A 19,118-nucleotide genomic window follows, 5' to 3' on the forward strand; every position below is an offset into this window, starting at 1 on the left:
TCATGGCCGCTGCCCCAGGTACCAATGGCGCCCGACGATGCCGATCACGCGATCGACGTGCGGCGGCCGAAGGATCGACAGGTGATCGCTGCCGGGCACATCGAAGCTGCGCAGCCGGGGCTCGTGGCGGCGCCAGGCATCGAGGCCGACGGCCTCCGTCCCGTCGCCTGAAACCGCGCGCAGCAGCAACGCCAGGCCCGCGAACTCGCCCTCGGGGCGGTAGCCGATCGCGCACTGGCGGCAGAACATCTCCAGCACCGGCGCGAAGTCCGCGCGCCGCGCGCTGGGCGGCAGCAGGCGCGCGCGCCGCATGGCCTCGAAGACCGATGCCGTCTGCTCGCCGGCCGGCAGCGCGGCCAGCGTGCCGGCGTCGAGCCCGTGCTCCTTTCCGCCCTGCAGCCGGATCAGCGCCAGGTACTCGCGCAGCGCGTGGGCGCGGTCGCCGAAGCCTTCGGCGCGCGGCGCATCGGTGTCGACCAGCACCACCGGCGCGACCGTCGCACCGGCTCCGGCGAGTTGCCGCGCCGCCTCCAGCGCCACCCAGCCGCCGAAGGAATGGCCGATCAGGTGATAGGGCCCCTGCGGTTGCAGCGCGCGTATCGCATCCACATGCCGCCGCGCCGCCTCCTGCAGCGTCGGCGGCTCGCCCTCGCGACCCAGCAGCGCGGGCGCCTCCAGGCCGATGAAGCTTGCGTCGCCCGGGCTGCGCGACGCGAAGTCGAGGAAGGTGGTCGCGTTGGCGCCGGCACCCGGCAGGCAGAACACCTTGCGTGCCTGTGCGCCGCTGCCGCTCCTGATGGTCACCACCGCGCCGGGCGCCGGCTGGCGGCTGGCCATGGCCGGCTTCGCCTGAGCGCCATCGAGCCGCGCGAGGAGCGAATCGATCGCCCCGCCGACGCGCGCCGCATGCCCGGCGTCCATCATGATGCTCCAGTGGTCGCCGCCGACGTGATGCACCTGCAGCCGGTTGCCCAGCACCGCGCTCCAGCCGTTGGCCGGATCGCCAGCGTCCCCGGGGAGTGCCGAGAACAGGTGCGCATCGACCTCCAGCGGCCGCGCGTGATAGCGGTGCGCCGCCGCGCGCAGATCGAACCACAGCCCCGCGCGCGCGTCGAACTCCGCCGGGCTCATGTCCTTCTTCAGCCACCCCTCGGCGCGCGCCAGCGCGATCGCGGCGGGCAGCCCGTCGGCGGCGAGGATGCGCTCGATCTCGCTCGCCTCCAGCTTGCGTCCGTAGTACTCGGCGAAGGCCACCAGCAGCAGCTTGCGGTCCTGCTCGCCCAGCTCGGACACACCGCGCTCGCCCTCGCCACGGTGCCAGCTGTCGATGAGGCCGAGAAACTCGACCTGCCCGCCCGCCGCGATCAGCTGCCGTGCGACCTCGAAGGCCAGCACGCCGCCGGCCGACCAGCCCGCGAGCCGGTAGGGCCCCTGCGGCAACGCCTCGCGGATCAGGCGCGCGTAGCCGGCGGCCAGGTCCTCGTAGCGGCTTTCGCCATGCACCGCCGCGCGGTCGGCGCGAATGCCGTAGAGGCCGATCTCCGGATCGACATGCCGCGCCAGCCGCTCGTACGACAGCACCTCGCCGCTGGGTTCGTGCACGAACACCAGCGCGCGCCGTGTGCCGCCCTTGCGGATGGTCACCCACTGCGCGTTCGCACCCGCGTTCCCGTCCGCCGCGCCCTCGCGCGGCTGGCCGATCAGCGCCGCCAGCGCGCTGAGCTGCTGCGCCAGCAGCACGTCCTGCAGCGCCACCTCGTAGCCCTTGCGCTTCAGCCCCTCGATGACCTGGAACACCATCAGCGAATAGCCGCCCAGGTCGAAGAAGTTGTCGTGGCGGCCGATGCGCTCGATGCCGAGCAACTCCGACCACAGCGCGGCGATGGCGCGCTCCGCCTCGCCCTGAGGCGGCTCGTAGCGGCCCAGCGCCAGGCCCTGCACGTCGGGCGCGGGCAGCGCCTTGCGGTCGAGCTTGCCGTTGGGCGTGAGCGGCAGCGCGTCGAGGGCCACGAAGGCCGAGGGCAGCATGTATTCGGGCAGCTGCGTGGCGAGGCCCGCGCGCAGCAGTGCCGGATCGGGCGCTTCCGCACCGGCCACCACATACGCGACAAGCCGCCTGTCGCCGGGAACGTCCTCGCGCGCGACCACCGCCGCATCGCGCACGCCTGGCAGCCGTGTGAGCCGCGCCTCGATCTCGCCGGGCTCGATGCGGAAGCCGCGCAGCTTGATCTGCTGGTCGTTGCGGCCCAGGTATTCGAGCGTGCCGTCATCGCGCCAGCGGCCGAGGTCGCCGGTGCGGTACATGCGCGCAGGCGCATCTTCGGCAACGAAGGGGTCGCGCAGGAATCGCTGGGCCGTGAGCTCGGGCCGGCCCAGGTAGCCGCGCGCGACACCGGCGCCGCCGATGTGGATCTCTCCGGCCACGCCCACCGGCACCGGCTGCCCCGCCGCGTCGAGCACGTAGATGCGCGCGCCCGGCATCACTTGCCCGATGTGCGGGCGGCGCCCGTCGATCACGCCGCAACTCGCGTCCACGCTGCACTCGGTGGGCCCGTACATGTTGAAGAAAAGCCGCCCTTCGACGGCGGCCAGCGCGCCCCAGGTGGCCGCATCGATCGCCTCGCCGCCGAGCAGCAGCTTTCGCAGACTCGGTGCGCGGCCTTGCAGGAGGCCCGCGCCCTGCAGCAGCCGCAGGTGCGAGGGCGTGCACTCCATCGCCTCGATGCGATGGGTTTCGAGAAAGCCGAGCAGCTCGCGCGCGCCGAGCCGGTCCGTTTCGGGCAGCAGGAACACGCTGCGGCCGAAAGCCAGCTGGCCCCATGCCTTCACCGCCATGTCGAAACCGAAGGAGGAGTTCCACGCCACGCGCCGGCATTCGGGCGCCGTGCCGTGCACGCAGGCCTCCATCGCCCGCAGGAAGAAGGCCACGTTGCGGTGCTCCACCATCACGCCCTTGGGCTCGCCGGTCGAGCCGGAGGTGTAGATCACATAGGCCAGGTGCGAGGGCGTGAGGCCGACTGCTGCCGGGTCCGGATTGGCGGACGGCGCCGAGGCCCACTTGGGCAGTTCGGCATCGAGCAGCACGCGCGCGCATCGTTGCGGCGCCTGCAGCCGTGCGTCGAGGCGCCGCTGCGTCAGCAGCACGGCCGCGCCGCTGTCTTCCAGCATCTGCACGAGGCGCTCGTCCGGATGCACCGGGTCGAGCGGCACGTACGCGCCGCCGGCCTTGAGCGTGGCCAGCATCGCCACCACCAGTTCGAGGCTGCGTTCGGCGCAGATCGCCACGCGGTCGTCGGGCTTCACGCCGAGCGCGCGCAGATGGTTGGCGAGCCGGTTGGCGCGCGCGTTGAGCTCGCCATAACCCAGGCTTTCGCCCGCGTATTCGATCGCCTGCGCGTCGGGCTGGCGCGCCGCCTGCTGCTCGATGAGCGCATGCACCAGCACCGGTTCGGCCGCCGCGGCATGGCTTTCGTTGAAGCCTTCCACGATCGCCGCGCGTTCCTCGGCATCCAGCAGGTCGATGCGGTCGACCGGCTGGCCGTCGTCGGCGACCATGGCGCGCAGCACCGCCTCCAGGCAGCGCCAGTGGCGCCGCACCGTGGCCTCGTCGAACAGCGCGCTGGCGTAGTTGAGCTGGCCGGCGATGCCTTCGCCGTTCTCGCGCAGCTCCAGCGACAGCTCGAACTGCGCGCTGTCGGCGCCGCCGCCCAGGCTCTGCGCCTGCAGGCCGGGCAGGTCGAGCGCGGCCCCGGGCGTGTTGTGCCACGACAGCATCACCTGGAACACCGGGTGATGGGCCAGCGAGCGCGGCGGGTTCAGCGCCTCCACCAGCCGCTCGAAGGGCACGTCCTGCAGGCTCTGCGCCAGCACCGCCGTCTGCCGCGCCTGCGCCAGCAGCGCGCCCACGCTCGGGCCGCCCGAGATGTCGATCTTCAGCGCCTGCGTGTTGACGAAGAAGCCGATCAGCGGTTCCACCTCCACCCGGTTGCGCCCGGCGTGCGAACTGCCGATCACCACCTGCTCCTGCCCGGCGAGCCTGCCCAGCACCACAGCCCATGCCGCGAGCAGCGTCATGTAGAGCGTGGTGCCGTGGCGCTGGCCCAGCGCGCGCAGGCCCTGGCCGAGCGCCGCGTCGAGCTCGACCGCGATGTTGGCGCCGCGGTAGTCCTGCACCGGCGGGCGCGGCCGGTCGGTCGGCAGGTCGAGCAACGCCGGCGCGCCGCGCAGCTGCCGCACCCATTGCTGCAGCTGCTGTTGCAGCAGCGGCCCCTGCAGCCACTGGCGCTGCCACATGCCGAAATCGGCGTACTGGATGGCCAGCGGCGGCAGCGGATCGGGGCGGCCTTCGCGGAAGGCGCCGTACAGGGCCGAGAACTCCTTCGCCAGCACCCCGCCAGACCAGCCGTCGGACACGATGTGGTGCATGGTCACCAGCAGCGCGTGGTCGTCGGGGCCCAGCGCGAGCAGCCGGCCGCGGATCAGCGGGCCCAGCGCCAGGTCGAAGGGCCGCAGCGCCTCCTCTCGCACGATGCGTTCCAGCGCCTCGTCGTCGATGCCGCGCCGGTCTTCATGCAGCAGCGCGAAGCCGCGCGGCGCGTCGATGACCTGCCGCGCCTCGCCCGCCATGCCCACGAAGCGGGTGCGCAGCACCTCGTGGCGCTCGACGATGCGGTCGAAGGCGGCTTGCAGAGCCGCCCTGTCCAGCGGGCCGCGCAGCCGCACCGCGTCGGGCACGTGATAGGCCTTGCTCGCCTCGGGATCGACCCGCGCGATGAACCACAGCCGCTGCTGCGCGAAGGACATCGGCAGCGGCGCCGAGCGGTCGGCGCGCGCGATCGCGCCCAGCGTGTTCTGGCTTGCCTCGGCCACCTCCCGCGCCAGGTCGGCGAGCCGCGGGTGGGTGAAGAGCACCGGCAGCGGCAGCTCCACCCCGAGCCGCTCGCGCAGCTGCGAGACCAGCCGCACGGCGAGCAGCGAATGGCCGCCGAGCTCGAAGAAGTCGTCGTTGCGCCCCACGCGCTCCATGCCGAGCAGATCGCACCAGATGCGCGCCAGGGTGTCCTCGATCTCGCCCGTCGTCGCCTCGTAGCTGCGGTGGGCGAAGGCCAGGCTCTCCGGCGCCGGCAGCGCCTTGCGGTCGAGCTTGCCGTTGGGAGTGAGCGGCAGGGCGGCGAGCGGTACGAAGGCGCCGGGCAGCATGTGCTCGGGCAGGCGCGCGGCCAGTTGCCGGCGCAGTTCGGCGGGGTCGATGGGGTCGATGGGGTCGATGGGGTCGATGGGGTCGAGGGGGTCTTCGGTCGGCGCGCCGTCCGCGACGACGATGTAGGCGACCAGGCGTTTCTCGCCGGGCACATCCTCGCGCGCGACCACGGCCGCCTCGCGCACGCCGGGCAGCTCGCCCAGGCGCGCCTCGATCTCGCCCGGCTCGACGCGGTGGCCGCGGATCTTGAGCTGGAAGTCGTTGCGCCCGAGGTATTCGATCGTGCCGTCCTCGCGCCAGCGGCCCAGGTCGCCGCTGCGGTACATGCGCGCGCCTTCGGCGTCCGGGAACGGATCGCGCAGGAAGCGCTCGGCGCCAGGCGCGGGCTGGTTCAGGTAGCCGCGCGCCACCTGCGCGCCGGCGATGTGGATTTCACCCGCCACGCCGCGCGGCACCGGCCGGCCCAGCGCGTCGAGCAGGTACAGCCGGCAGTTGTCGACCGGCGTGCCGATGGGCGGCAGGTCGTCCCAGTCCCGGGCCGGGCCCGCCAGCGTGTGGGTCGTGACCACGTGGCTCTCGGTCGGGCCGTAGTGGTTGTGCAGCCGCGCCGCGCCGCCGCCGTCGAACAGCCGCCGTATCGCCGGCGTGATGCGCAGCTGCTCGCCCGCGACGATCAGGTCGCGCAGCGCCGGCGGCAGCGCTTCCCCCTGCTGCGACCACAGCTCGCCCAGCGCATGGAGCGCGATGCAGGGCAAAAAGAGCCGCTCGATCCCCTGCCCGGCCAGCCAGCCGGCCAGCGCGGGCAGGTCGCGGCGCAGCTCCTCGGGCACCGGCACCAGCGTGCCGCCCGTGGCCAGCGTCGAGAAGATTTCCTGGAACGCGACGTCGAAGCCCGGCGCCGCGAACTGCAGGGTGCGCGCCGCGTCCGGCAGCTGCTCGCGCTGCCAGGCCAGCAGGTTGGCCAGCGCACGGTGCGGCATCGCCACGCCCTTGGGCACGCCGGTGGAGCCGGAGGTGTAGATCACATACGCCAGGTGGTCGCCGCGCAGGCCCATCGCATGCGCGTCGGGACGCGGCGCGGCGGCCTGCGCCCATGGCGCCCCGGCGATGTCGTCGAGCAGCACGCGTTCGCAGGCCGGCGCAGCGGCGAGGCGGTGCAACAGCCGCTGCTGCGTGAGCAGCACGCGCGGCGCGCAGTCGGCGAGCATGTGCGCCAGGCGCCCGTCGGGCAGCGTGGGGTCCAGCGGCACGTAGGCGCCGCCGGCCTTGAGCGTGGCCACGATGGCGATCGCCGCCGCCGCGCCGCCGTCCAGGCAGATCGCCACGCGCTGGTCGGGCACCACGCCCAGCGTGCGCAGATGCCGGGCCAGCTGGTTCGCCCGCGCTTCGAGCTCGCCATAGGTCAGCCGCCCGGCGGCGGATTCCAGCGCCGGTGTGGACGGATCGCCGTCGGCCCGGCGCTCGAACAGCGCGTGCACCAGTTCGCCTTCGGCAGCGTGGTCGCGGCGTGTGCCGTTGAAGCCGCGCAGCACCTGTTCGAGCTCGGCCGGCGGCAGGGTCTCGATGCGGTGCATCGGCGTGTCGGGTGCCCGGTCGAGCGCGCGCACCAGGTTGCCGAGGGTTTCGCGCATCCAGCCGGCGATGCGCGCGGCGTCCACGCGCTCGACGATCTCGGCGGTGATGGAAAAGTCCTCGCCATGGTCGTCCACGTGCAGCACGAAGGGGTAGTTGGTGCGGTCGCGGCTTTCCAGGTGATGGATGCCGGCGATGCCCTGCCCGCCTTGCGCCGCTTGTTCGCGGCTGTGGCGGTAGTTCAGCAGCGCCGAGAACAGCGGCGTGTTCGCGGTCAGGCCGCTGCAGCGCTGCGCGAGCGTCAGCGATGCGTGCTCGTGGCGCAGCAGTTCGGCAAGAGCCGCGGCAGTTTCGTCCAGCGCCTCCCCCGCGCCGCGCCCCTCCAGCCGCACGCGCAGCGGCAGCGTGTTGATGAACATGCCCATGGCGCGGTCGGCACCCGCGCCGCCCTGCAGGCGGCCCAGCAGCACGGTGCCGAACACCACGTCGCCGCCGCCGTTGCCGCTGCATCGCGCGAGCAGCTGCGCCCAGGCCAGGTGGAACACGCTGGCCGCGCTGGTGCCGCGCGCCCGCGCCACGCGGCGCAGGTCCGCGCACAGCGCGGGTTCCAGCCGCAGCCTCGCCTGCACCGCGTCGCTGCCGTTGCCCTGCACGTCGAGCAGGTCGAAGGGCGCGGTCGGCTGCTCCACGTCGCCCAGCATCGCGCGGAAGAACTGCTCGTGCTCCGCCTCGCGTGCGCCCAGCCGCGCCTGCGCGACGAAGTTTCGGAAAGGCACGGGCGGCGGCAGTTCCGCGCGGCGGCCCTGCATCACCAGGCCGACTTCCTGCGCCAGCAGCTCCAGCGTGACGTGGTCCATCGCGAGGTGGTGATGCAGCATCTGCAGCAGCCAGCGTCCGCGAGGTGCGTCGAACGCCGCGAAGCCGCGCATCATCGGCGCGCGCCGCACGTCGAGGCGGCAGCGCGCCGGGTCGGCATGGGCCTGCAGCCGCGCCTGCACATCGCTCTCGCTGCCGCCGTCACCGGCTTCCAGCATTTCGATTTCCAGCCGGGCCCGCCGCCACACCACCTGCACCGGCTCGGGCAAGCCATCCCATTGCACCGCGGTGCGCAGCACGTCGTGGCGCGCGATGGTTTCGTCCATCGCGGCGACGAAGCCGTCCAGCAGCTCGCGGCTGTCGAAGGCCATCAGCAGCCGGGTCAGGTAGGCGTCGCCCTGCTGCTGCAGCAGGTGATGGAACAGGATGCCCTCCTGCAGCGGCGCGAGCGGATAGATGTCCTGCACGTTGCCCGCGCCGCCGGGCGTGGCGGCCACGATGCGGTCGATCTGCGCCTGCTCCAGCCGCACCAGCGGCAGCATGAGGGGCGTGATGCGGGGAGTGGTGCGGGGTGTGGTGCGGGGCTCGTGCGGCTGCTGTTCCCGCGCAGCTGCGTCGCCCTTCGCGGCAGCCCAGCTCAGCAGCGCCTGCTTGTGCAGTTTCAGCGAGGCCATCACGCCCGGCGTCAGCACGCCGCGCGGCGCCTTGAGCACCAGCTCGCCCTGCTCGATGCGCGCCAGGACCCGGCGCTGCTCGAGCAGGCCGATCAGCGCCGGCGCGTCCATGGATTGCGTGTTCGCTGCTTCCAGATTCACAGTCTGAACTCCTCGGTTTCCGATTCGGTGTCACACCCGGCTTGCGCTTCGGGCTCTTGGTGGGCGAAATACGCCGGAATGGCGTTGTGCGGTACCTGCACCTCGTGCGCGCCCGGCGCGGTGCGCACGGCCGCGGCCATCGCGGCCAGCCCCGGCCGGTCGAAGATCGCGCGCACGTCGATGCCCCAGCCGCGTCCGCGCAACTGCTCCAGCATCTGCACCGCCAGCAGCGAATGCCCGCCGAGCGCGAAGAAGCTGTCGTGGCGGCCGATGCGCTCCACCCCGAGCAGCCGCGACCAGATCGACGCCAGCGCTTCCTCGACCTCGCCCTGCGGCGGCTCGAAGTCGCGGCGGCCGAAGGCCTCGTCGCCGGGCGCGGGCAACGCCTTGCGGTCCAGCTTGCCGTTGGCGCCCAGCGGCAGCGCGGCGAGGCGCACGTAGGCGGCGGGCAGCATGTGTTCGGGCAGGTGCTCGGCGAGCCGGCCGCGCAACCGGGCGGGCTCCGGCGCGTCGCCGGACGAGCCCGGCACCACGTAGGCCACCAGCGCCGGCGTGCCGGAACGGTCCTCGCGCGCCAGCACCACGGCATCGGCGATGCCATCGACGGCGCGCAGCCGCGCCTCGATCTCGCCCGGCTCGATGCGCTGCCCGCGCAGCTTGACCTGGAAGTCGGTGCGGCCCAGGTACTCGATGGCGCCGTCGGCGCGCCAGCGGCCGAGGTCGCCGGTGCGGTAGAGCCGGCCGTTCCCGCCGAAGGGGTCGGCGATGAAGCGCTGCGCCGTCAGCTCCGGCCGGCCCAGGTAGCCGCGCGCCACCTGCACGCCGCCGATGTAGAGCTCGCCCGCGACGCCGACAGGCACCGGGCGCAGTGCGTCGTCGAGCAGGTAGAGCCGGGTGTTGGCGACCGGCCTGCCGATGGGCACGCAGTCGCCATCGCCATCGCCGTCGCCATCGCCGCAGGTCCAGGCGCTCACGTCCACCGCCGCTTCGGTCGGCCCGTACAGGTTGTGCAGGCGCGCATGCGGCAGGCGCTCGCGGCAGCGGCGCGCAAGGCCGGCGGAAAGCGCCTCGCCGCTGCAGACCACGCGCCGCAGGCCGGCGCAGGCGGCGGCGCCATCGGCATCGCCGTCGAGCCGCGCCAGGAAAAGCCGCAGCATCGAAGGCACGAAGTGCAGCGTCGTCACCCCGCTCTCGCGGATCAGTTCGCACAGATAGGCGGGGTCCTTGTGCCCCTCGGGGCGCGCCAGCACCAGCCGCGCGCCCGCCATCAGCGGCCAGAAGAACTCCCACACCGACACGTCGAAGCCCAGCGGCGTCTTCTGCAGCACCACGTCGTCGGGTGCCAGCGCGTAGGCCTGCTGCATCCAGTGCAGGCGGTTGACGATGCCCCGGTGCTCGTTCATCACGCCCTTGGGGCGGCCGGTGGAGCCGGAGGTGTAGATCACATAGGCCAGGTGGCTTTCGCGGACTTCGGGGGCGCGTTCGTCCGGTTCGGTGGGCGCATCCGTGAGGGCGCCGCGATCCAGCGCGAGCGTGGGCACCATTGCCGGCAGGTCCGCCGCGAGCCCGGCGTCGGCCAGCACCGCCACAGGGCCGGCCTCGTCGATCATTTCCCGCAGCCGCTGCGGCGGATGCGAGGGGTCGAGCGGCAGGTACGCGCCGCCGGCCTTCAGCACCGCGAGCAGCGCCACCGCCAGCATCTCGCTGCGCTGCATGAAGATGCCCACGCGCGCGTCGGGCGCCACGCCGAGCGCGCGCAACCGCCGCGCCAGCCGGTTCGCGTGCGCGTCGAGGCCGGCATAGCTGAGACTGCGGCCTTCGAACACCACGGCGGTCGCGTCGGGGCGTTGCGCGGCCTGGCGCTCGAAGAGCTGGTGCAGGAGCAGGCCGCGCGGATAGTCGGCGGCGGTGGCGTTGAAACCGCTCAGCACCCGCAGGCGCTCGCTTTCCGGCAGCACCTCGATGCGATGAAGCGGCCGACCGGGCTCGGCCTCCAGCGCATCGGCCAGCGAACGCAGGGCCTGCTCGACGAAGCCGCGGATGCGCCGCGCATCGATGCGGCGGTCGATCTCGGCGGTGATGCCGAAGCCGTCGCCATGGTCGTCCACGTGCAGCACGAAGGGATAGTTGGTGCGGTCGTGCCCGCCCAGCGATTCGATGCCCGCCATGCTCGCGGCCCCCCCCCTGCCCTCGCGATGGCTGTGGCGGTAGTTGAGCAGGCTGGTGAAGAGCGGCGCCTCGGCCGGCAGTCCGCTGCAGCGCCGCGCCAGGCTCAGCGAGGCGTGTTCGTGGCGCATCAGCTGCGCGAGATCGGCGTGCACGCGGCGCAGCGCCGTTTCGGCGCCGTCGTCGATGCGCACGCGCAGCGGCAGCGTGTTGAGGAACATGCCCATCGCGCGCGTCGCCTCGGCGCCCGCCTGCAGCCGGCCGAAGAGCACCGTGCCGAAGACCACGTCGCGGCTTGCGCCGCAGCAGCGCGCCAGCACCAGCGCCCAGGCCAGGTGGAACACGCTGGCCGCGCCCACCCCGTGCAGTCGCGCCTGTTCGCGCAGACGCCGCGCCAGCCCGGGCTCCAGTTCGCCGCGCGACTGCAGCACGCCGCTGCCGTCGCCGCGCACCTCGTCCAGCCCGAAGGGCACGGTGGCCTGCTCCACGTCGCCCAGCACGCGGCGGAAATAGGCCTCATGCCCCGCTTCCGACCCGCCGCGGCGCGCCTGCGCCACGAAGCGCCGGAACGGCACCGGTACTGGCAATTCATCGCGCCGGCCCTGCAGGATCAGCATGACCTCGTGCACCAGCAGCTGCGAGGCCGTGTGGTCGAGGATCAGGTGGTGGTGCAGCAGCTGCAGCAGCCAGCGCCCGCTGCCCTCTTCCCCGATGGCATGGCCGCGCAGCATCGGCGCGCGGCGCACGTCGAGGCGGCAGCTGCGTGGGTCGGCCAGCGCGCTCAGCCGCTGCAGTGCTTCTTCTGCGGGCGCGGCGGCCAGCATCGCGATCTCCAGGTCTGCCTCGCGCTGCACAACCTGCACCGGCTGCTCCAGCTCCTGCCAGTGCACGCTGGTGCGCAGGATGTCGTGGCGCGCGATCACCTCGCGCAGCGCCTGCACGAAGCCCTCCAGCCGTTCTCGGCTGTCGAAGCGCAGCAGGGTCGGCATCACGTAGGCGTCGCCTCCATCCTCGCTCTCGCGATGAAGGCGGTGATGGAACAGGATGCCCTCCTGCAGCGGCGCGAGCGGATAGATGTCCTGCACGTTGCGCAGGCCGCCGGGCACCTTCGCCGCGAGGCGGTCGATGGCGTCCTGCTCCAGCGCCGGCAGCGCATCGGCACCCTGGCCCTCGCGCAGCAGCGCGATCAGCTCGGCCTTGCGCTCGCGCAGTGCCCGCACGAGCGCCGGGTCGGCCAGCAGCCGCGCATCGCCCTGCAGTGCGAGCCGCTCGCCGTCCAGCCGCAGCGCGAGGCCGCGCGAGGCCAGCGCCTCGAGCAGCTGCAAGGGCGTCGCGTCGAAGTTGCTCACAGGACGATTTCCTCCAGCTGCACGGTGGCCGCCGCGAGCTCGGCCAGCGTCGCCGCGTTGAACACCATCTGCACGTCGACCTGCAGCTGCTGCTCGCCCATGGCGTGGATCAGCTGTATCGCGAGCGCCGAATGCCCGCCGAGCTCGAAGAAGTTGTCGTGACGGCCGACCTGCGCCACGCCGAGCAGTTCGCCCCAGAGGGCGGCCAGCCGGGCCTCGATGTCGGTCCGCGGCGCGGCGTAGGTGCGGCGGGCGAGGCCGCTGTCGCCGGGCGGCGGCAGCGCCATGCGGTCGAGCTTGCCGTTGGCGTTGAGCGGCCAGGCCGCGAGCACCACGCACGCGGCGGGCAGCATGTAGTCGGGCAGCTGCGCGCCGAGCTGCGCGCGCAGCGTGGAAGGCTCCGGCGCCGCGCCCTGCTGCGCGAGCAGGTAGGCGACCAGGCGGGGCTCGCCGGGCTGGCTGCCATCGGCCACCACGATGGCCTCGCGCACGCCTTCCAGCCGCGCGAGCCTGGCCTCGATCTCGCCCAGCTCGATGCGGTAGCCGCGGATCTTCACCTGATGGTCGTTGCGGCCCAGGTACTCGATGCTGCCGTCGGCGCGCCAGCGGCCGAGGTCGCCGGTCCTGTACATGCGCGCGCCGGCTTCGGCCGCGAAGGGATCGGGCAGGAAGCGCCCGGCGGTGAGCGCAGGCTGCCCCAGGTAGCCCCGCGCGACGCCGGCGCCGCCGATGTGGATCTCGCCGGCAACGCCGATGGGCGCCGGCTCGCCATGCGCGTCGAGCAGGTAGACACGCGCGCCCGGCATCGGCCGGCCGATGTTCGGCACCGCGCCCGCGACCGGGCCGCAGGTGGCGTCCACGCTGCATTCGGTCGGGCCGTACATGTTGTGGAAACGGAGTTCCGTGCCGTTCTCCGCGAGGCCCTGCCAGGTGTCGGCGTCGAGCGCCTCGCCGCCCAGCAGCAGCTTTCGGAGCGAGGTGCCGCGCCGCGGCGGAAAGCCGGCCGCGCGCAGCATGCGCAGGTGCGAGGGCGTGCACTCCATCGCCTCGATGGCATGGCGCTCCAGGAAGTCGAGCAGCGCTTGCGCATCGAGGCGTGTGCGCTCCGGCAGCAGGAACACGCTGCGGCCGAAGGCGAGCTGGCCCCATGCCTTCACCGCCATGTCGAAGCCGAAGGAGGAGTTCCAGGCCACGCGGCTGCAGTCCGGCGCCGGGCCATGGATGCGCCGCTCCATTCCGCGCAGGAAGTTCAGCACGTTGCGGTGTTCGACCATCACGCCCTTGGGCACGCCGGTCGAGCCCGAGGTGTAGATCACGTAGGCCAGGTGCGCGGGGGTCAGCCCCACGGCTTCGGGGTCGGGGTCGTGCGAGGGCGCACCGGCCCATGGCGGCGGCGAATCGCCGTCCAGCACCAGCACCACGCATCCTTCGGGCACCGCGAGGCGCTCCAGCAGGCGGGCCTGCGTCAGCACCGCCACCGGGGCGCTGTCGCCCAGCATGTGGGCGAGGCGGTCGTCGGGGTGCACCGGGTCCAGCGGCACGCAGGCGCCGCCGGCCTTGAGCGTGGCCATGAGCGCCACGCCGAGGTCCACGCTGCGTTCCAGGCACAGCGCGACGCGGTCGTCGGGGCGCAGGCCCAGGCCGCGCAGGTGATGCGCGATGCGGTTGGCGCGGGCGTTGAGCCCCGCGTAGTCCAGCGACTCGCCCTCGCAGGCCAGTGCCAGCGTCCCCGGCCGTCTTGCGGCCTGCGCCTCGAAAAGGCGGTGCAGCAGGCCATTGCCCCCGCCGGCCTCGCCGCCGTCGTTGAAGCCGCGCAGCACCAGTTCGCGCTCGCGTGGCGCCATCAGTGCGATGCGGTCCACCGGCGCGGCGGCATCGGCCGCCATGCCGCGCAGCATTGCCACCAGTGCGTGCCAGTGGCGCCGCACCGTGGCCTCGTCGTAGAGGGCGGTGGCGTAGTTGAACTGGCCCGCGATGCGCTCGCCGGCCGGCTCCAGGTCCAGCGAGAGATCGAACTGCGCGCTGCCCGCGTGGCTGGCGAGGTTGTCGAAGGCAAGTCCTTCCAGCTCCAGCCGGGCCGGCGGCGTGTTCTGCCATGCCAGCCGGACCTGGTAGACCGGGTTGAAGGCGCTGGAGCGCGGCGGGTTCAGCGCTTCCACCACCTGCTCGAAAGGCACGTCGCGGTGCTGCTGCGCTTCGAGCGCCACCTGCCGTGCCTGCTTCAGGAGGCCTTCGGCGTCCAGGCCCTCGCCGATGTCGAAGCGCAGAGCCTGCGCGTTGACGAAGAAGCCGATCAGCGGCTCGAGCTCGGCCCGGTCGCGCCCGGCGACGGCGCTGCCGAGCACCACGCGCGTCTGGCCGCTCAGGCGCGCGAGCACCGCCGCCCATGCCCCGAGCACCACCATGTAGACGGTGACGCCATGGCGCCGCGCCAGCGCGCCGAGCTCGCGCGTCAACGCCTCGTCGATGCCGACTTCGATGCTGGCGCCGCGATAGTCCTGCTGTGGCGGGCGAGGCCTGTCGGTGGCCAGGCCGATCAGCGGCGGCGCGTCGCGCAGCCGCTCCACCCAGTAGCCCAGCCGCGCCTGCGCGCCCTCGCCCTGCAGGCGCCGCCGCTGCCACGCCACGTAGTCGCCGTACTGCACCGGCAGCGCCGGCAGCGGGTCGGGCTCGCCGCGGCCGAAGGCCGCGTACAGCGCAGAGAACTCGTGCGCCAGCACCGCCAGCGACCAGCCGTCGCACACGATGTGGTGCATCGTGAGCAGCAGCACATGCTCGTCGGCCGCGAGGCGCAGCAGGCGCACGCGCAGCGGCGGCTCGCGCTCCAGGTCGAAGGGCGCGGCGGCCTCGGCCTGGCACAGCGCGCGCAGGGTGCTGCGGCCGAGCTCGTCGGGTCCGCCGGGTCCGCTGAAGAGGCCGTCGATTTCCTGCAGCTCCAGCGCGACGCCCTGCGCCGCCTCGATGCGCTGGCGCGGCTGGCCGTCGACCATGACGAAGCGCGCGCGCAGCGACTCGTGCCGCGCGACGATCCGCTCGAGCGCGCGCTGCAGCGCGACGCGGTCGAGCGCACCGCGCAGGCGCAGGGCGGCGGGCAGGTGGTAGGCCGCGCCGGCCTGTGCGTCGATGCGCGTCACGTACCAAAGGCGCTGCTGAGAGTGCGACAGCGGCCACGTGCCGCGATCCAGCGCTGCCCGATCCGCCGCGACGATCGGGTCTGCCGCGCCGGGCGCCTCGCGTGCTATCTCCTGCGCGAGCTGCGCCAGCCGGGGCCGCGCGAACACCGTCGTCAGCGCCAGCTCGACGCCGAAGCGCTGGCGCAGCTGCGAGATCATGCGCACGGCCAGCAGCGAATGGCCGCCCAGCTCGAAGAAGCCGTCGTCGCGGCCGACGCGCTCGATGCCGAGCAGCGATTCCCATGTCTGTGCCAGCGCCCTTTCGTGCTCGCCTTCGGGCGCCCGGTAGCCGCGCCGCGCATGGGCTTCGTCGTCCGGCGCGGGCAGCGCGGCGCGGTCGAGCTTGCCGTTGGCGTTGAGCGGCAATGCATCGAGCAGCACGAAGGCGGCCGGCAGCATGTGCTCGGGCAGGCGCACGGCCAGGCGTGCGCGCATTTGCGCCGGTTCGGGCGGCGGGCTGGTCGGGTCGGCGGCCACCACGTAGGCCAGCAGGCGCCTGTCTTCGTCCTGCCCTTCGCTGGCGATCACCGCCGCTTCGCGGATGCCGCCCAGGCGCATCAGCTCGGCTTCGATCTCGCCCGGCTCGATGCGAAAGCCGCGGATCTTCAGCTGCCGGTCGTCGCGGCCCAGGAATTCGATGGAACCGTCGGCGCGCCAGCGGCCGAGGTCGCCGCTGCGGTACATGCGCGGCCGCGATGCATCGGCGGGCGCCTTCACGAACGGATCGGCCGCGAAGCGCTGCGCCGTCAGCTCGGGGCGATGCAGGTAGCCGCGCGCCACGCCCGCGCCGCCGATCCAGATTTCGCCGATGGCGCCGACCGGCACCGGCTCGCGATGCGCGTCGAGCAGATAGACCCGCGCATTGGCGACCGGCCGGCCGATGTCCAGCGGCGAATCTCCGGCACGGCAGCGCGCGACGGTGGCGTTGATGGTGGTTTCCGTCGGCCCGTAGGCATTGGCCAGCGCCGGGCGATGGCCCCCGCGCCGCCACCATGCGTCGAGCGCGGCCGTGCCGACCGTGTCGCCGCCGATCACGATCTGGCGCAGCGACGGCGGAAACACCGCTTCGGGCGACAGCGCGAGCCGCTGCCAGAACAGCGTCGGCAGATTGGCCACGCTGAGCCGGTGCTCGCCGCACAGCGCACACCAGCGCGCGGGCTCGGCGAGCCATTCGTCGGTGCGCAGCACCAGCGTCGCGCCATGGCTGAGCGCGCCGAAGATCTCCTCTCCCGCCACGTCGAAGCTCAGGCCGGAGAACTGCAGCACCCTGTCCTGCGCACCGAAGCCGTAGAGCGCCTGCAGCGCCGCGACCTGGTGGGAGAGCTGCCGGTGCTCGACCATCACGCCCTTGGGCGTGCCGGTGGAGCCGGAGGTGTAGATCACGTAGGCCAGGTGCGAGCCGTCGCCGGGCAGGCCGCCTGCATCGGGCGTGTGCGCGGGCTCGTTCGCCAGCGGCTCGTGCCTGTCGAGCGCGATCGTCGTGCAGCGCGGCGGCGGATGCAGGCGCGGGCTCAGCGCGGAATGCGTCAGCAGCACGGCCGGCGCGCAATCTTCCAGTTGCCAGGCCAGCCGCTGGTCGGGGTGGGAGGGATCGAGCGGCACATACGCGGCCCCGGCCTTGAGCGTGCCCAGCACAGCGACGACGAGGTCGAACCCGCGTTCGAGGCACAGCGCGACCCGCTCGCCGGCCCCGGCGCCCAGGCCGCGCAGGTGGTGTGCGAGCCGGTTGGCCCGCTGGTCGAGCTCGGCATAGCCGAGGCGTTCGCCATCGTGCTCCAGCGCGACCGCCTGCGGCCGCAGCGCGGCCTGCCGTTCGAACGCCGCGTGCGCGAACGGGTGCGCGGGAACTGCGGATGCGCCCTGGGCGAAGACGTGCAGCAGGCGGTCGCGTTCCGTGTCCTCGAGCAGCGCGATGCGCTCGACCGGCAGGCCTTCGTCGCTCTGCGCCATGCCGCGCAGCATCGCCACCAGCGCCTGCCAGTGACGGCGGACCGTGGCCTCGTCGAAAAGCGCCGTGGCGTAGTTGAGCTTGCCGACGATGCGGCCGCCCTCTTCCTGGGCTTCCTGCAGGTCCAGCGCCATGTCGAACTGCGCGCTGCCCGGCAGGCTCTCGACCCGCTCGACGGCGAGGCCCGCGAGCTCCAGCGCGATCGGCGGCGTGTTGTGCCAGGCCAGCATCAGCTGGAACACCGGGTGGTGGGCCATGGAACGCGGCGGGTTCAGCGTCTCGACCAGGCGCTCGAAGGGCACGTCCTGCCGGGCCTGCGCCTGCAGCGCGGTCTCGCGCACCTGCGCGAGCAGGCCGGCCACGCTCGGGTTGTCGTCCAGCGCGATCTTCATCGCCTGCGTGTTGATGAAGCAGCCGATCAGCGGCTCGACCTCGGCGCGGCCGCGGCCGGCATGCGAACTGCCGATCACCACCTGCCGCTGGCCGCCGTAGCGCGCCACCACCGCGGCCCACGCCGCCAGCACGACCATGTACAGCGTCGCGCCGTGCCGCCGGGCGAGCGTTCGCAGGGCCCGCGTGGTTTCGGCATCGACGCCGACCTCGATGCTCGCGCCGCGATAGTCCTGCAGCGCGGGCCTCGCGCGGTCGTGCGGCAGCTCGACCAGCGCCGGTGCGCCTTGCAGATGCCCGGCCCACTCCCGCAGCCGGGCCTGTGCGGCGGGGCCCTGCAGGTGGCGGTGCAGCCACGCCGCATGGTCGGCGTACTGGACGGCCAGCGCCGGCAGGCGAGGCTCGCGCCCCTCGCGCAGCGCGCTGTAGGCGGCGGCGAACTCGCGCATCAGCACGCCCAGCGACCAGCCGTCGGAGACGATGTGGTGCATCGAGACCACGAGCACGTGGTCCTGCGCCGCGACGCGCAGCAGTCGGCCACGGATCGGCGGGCCGGCCGCGAGGTCGAAGGGCTCGGCGGCGGCTTCGCGGCACAGCGCCTCGATGTGCGCGGGGTCCGCGGGGTCCGCGGCGCTGACGCCTTGCTCGCGCAGCTCGAAGCCGCGCGGCGGGTCGATGTGCTGCCATGGCTGCCCATCCGCTTCGACGAAGCGCGTGCGCAGGGCCTCGTGCCGGGCGACGACGTGGTCCAGCGCGGCACGCAGGGCCGTGCCGTCGAGCGCGCCGCGCAGGCGCAGGGCGCCGGTGATGTGATACGCGACGCTGGCCTTGGCATCGACACCGGAGATGAACCACAGGCGCTGCTGTGCCGGGGACAGGGGCAGAGGCCGGCTGCGGTCGGCGGGCGTGATCGCGTCCGGTGCGCCCGGACCTGCCTCGAAGATGGCCTCGGCGAGCGCGGCAAGGCGTGGGCGGGCGAAGAGCGTGGCAAGCGGAAGTTCCGCGCCGAGGCGCTCGCGGATCTGCGAGATGAGCCTGATGGCCAGCAGGGAATGGCCACCGAGCTCGAAGAAGTCGTCGTTGCGGCCGATCCGCCGGATGTCCAGCAGCCGGGACCAGATGCCGGCGAGGGATTGCTCGACTTCGCCTCGCGGCGGCTCGTCGGTGCGCCGGCCGCGGGCTTCGGGGGCGGGCAGCGCCTTGCGGTCGAGCTTGCCGTTGGGGGTCAGCGGCAGCGCGTCGAGTGCGACGAAGGACGAGGGGACCATGTAGTCCGGCAGGCGGTCGCGCAAGGCGGTGCGCAATGCGTCCGGATCTGCGGTCTCGGTGAGGACGAGATACGCGACCAGCCGTTTTTCGCCCGGCTGGTCTTCTCGCGCGATCACCGCTGCTTCCCTGACGCCGTCGAGCCTGGCCAGCTGCGCTTCGATCTCACCGGGCTCGACGCGGTAGCCGCGCAGCTTCACCTGATGGTCGTTGCGCCCCAGGTACTCGATGCTGCCGTCGGCGCGCCAGCGGCCGAGGTCGCCGCTTCGGTACATGCGCGTGCCGCCGCGGCTGAACGGGTCGGGCACGAATCGGTCCGCGCTCAGTTCGGGCTGCGACAGGTAGCCGCGGGCGACCTGGGCGCCGGCCAGGTACAGCTCGCCGGCGACACCCACCGGCACCGGATTGCGTTGCGCGTCGAGC

General features: G+C 73.2%; 3 protein-coding genes (1 of these 3 running past the window's edge). All 3 read right to left on the reverse strand.

Translation table 11 applies throughout. The annotated features are described in order from the left end of the window. Tightly spaced (each overlapping or abutting the next), the 3 genes in view from ACAM57_RS31970 to ACAM57_RS31980 form a layout consistent with a single transcriptional unit that may run on beyond the window. Window positions 1-8,403 carry an amino acid adenylation domain-containing protein gene (locus ACAM57_RS31970; RefSeq protein WP_369660221.1) on the reverse strand — a complete coding sequence of 2,801 codons (8,403 nt, stop codon included), beginning with the start codon at window positions 8,401-8,403 and terminating at the stop codon, window positions 1-3. Beyond that, window positions 8,400-11,918, reverse strand: a complete 3,519-nt coding sequence (locus ACAM57_RS31975; RefSeq protein ID WP_369660222.1) for an amino acid adenylation domain-containing protein — start codon at window positions 11,916-11,918, stop codon at window positions 8,400-8,402. Before ACAM57_RS31975 ends, ACAM57_RS31970 begins: the two co-directional genes overlap by 4 nt. Next, window positions 11,915-19,118 carry the final stretch of an amino acid adenylation domain-containing protein gene (locus ACAM57_RS31980; RefSeq protein ID WP_369660223.1) on the reverse strand. Its footprint extends 8,987 nt past the window's final position, so 7,204 of the gene's 16,191 nt are visible here — the last part of the coding sequence; its start codon lies off the right edge, out of view — the gene reads right to left on this strand; the stop codon is at window positions 11,915-11,917. Before ACAM57_RS31980 ends, ACAM57_RS31975 begins: the two co-directional genes overlap by 4 nt.

The sequence above is a fragment of the Variovorax sp. V15 genome (assembly GCF_041154425.1).
Lineage (GTDB): Bacteria > Pseudomonadota > Gammaproteobacteria > Burkholderiales > Burkholderiaceae_C > Variovorax > Variovorax guangxiensis.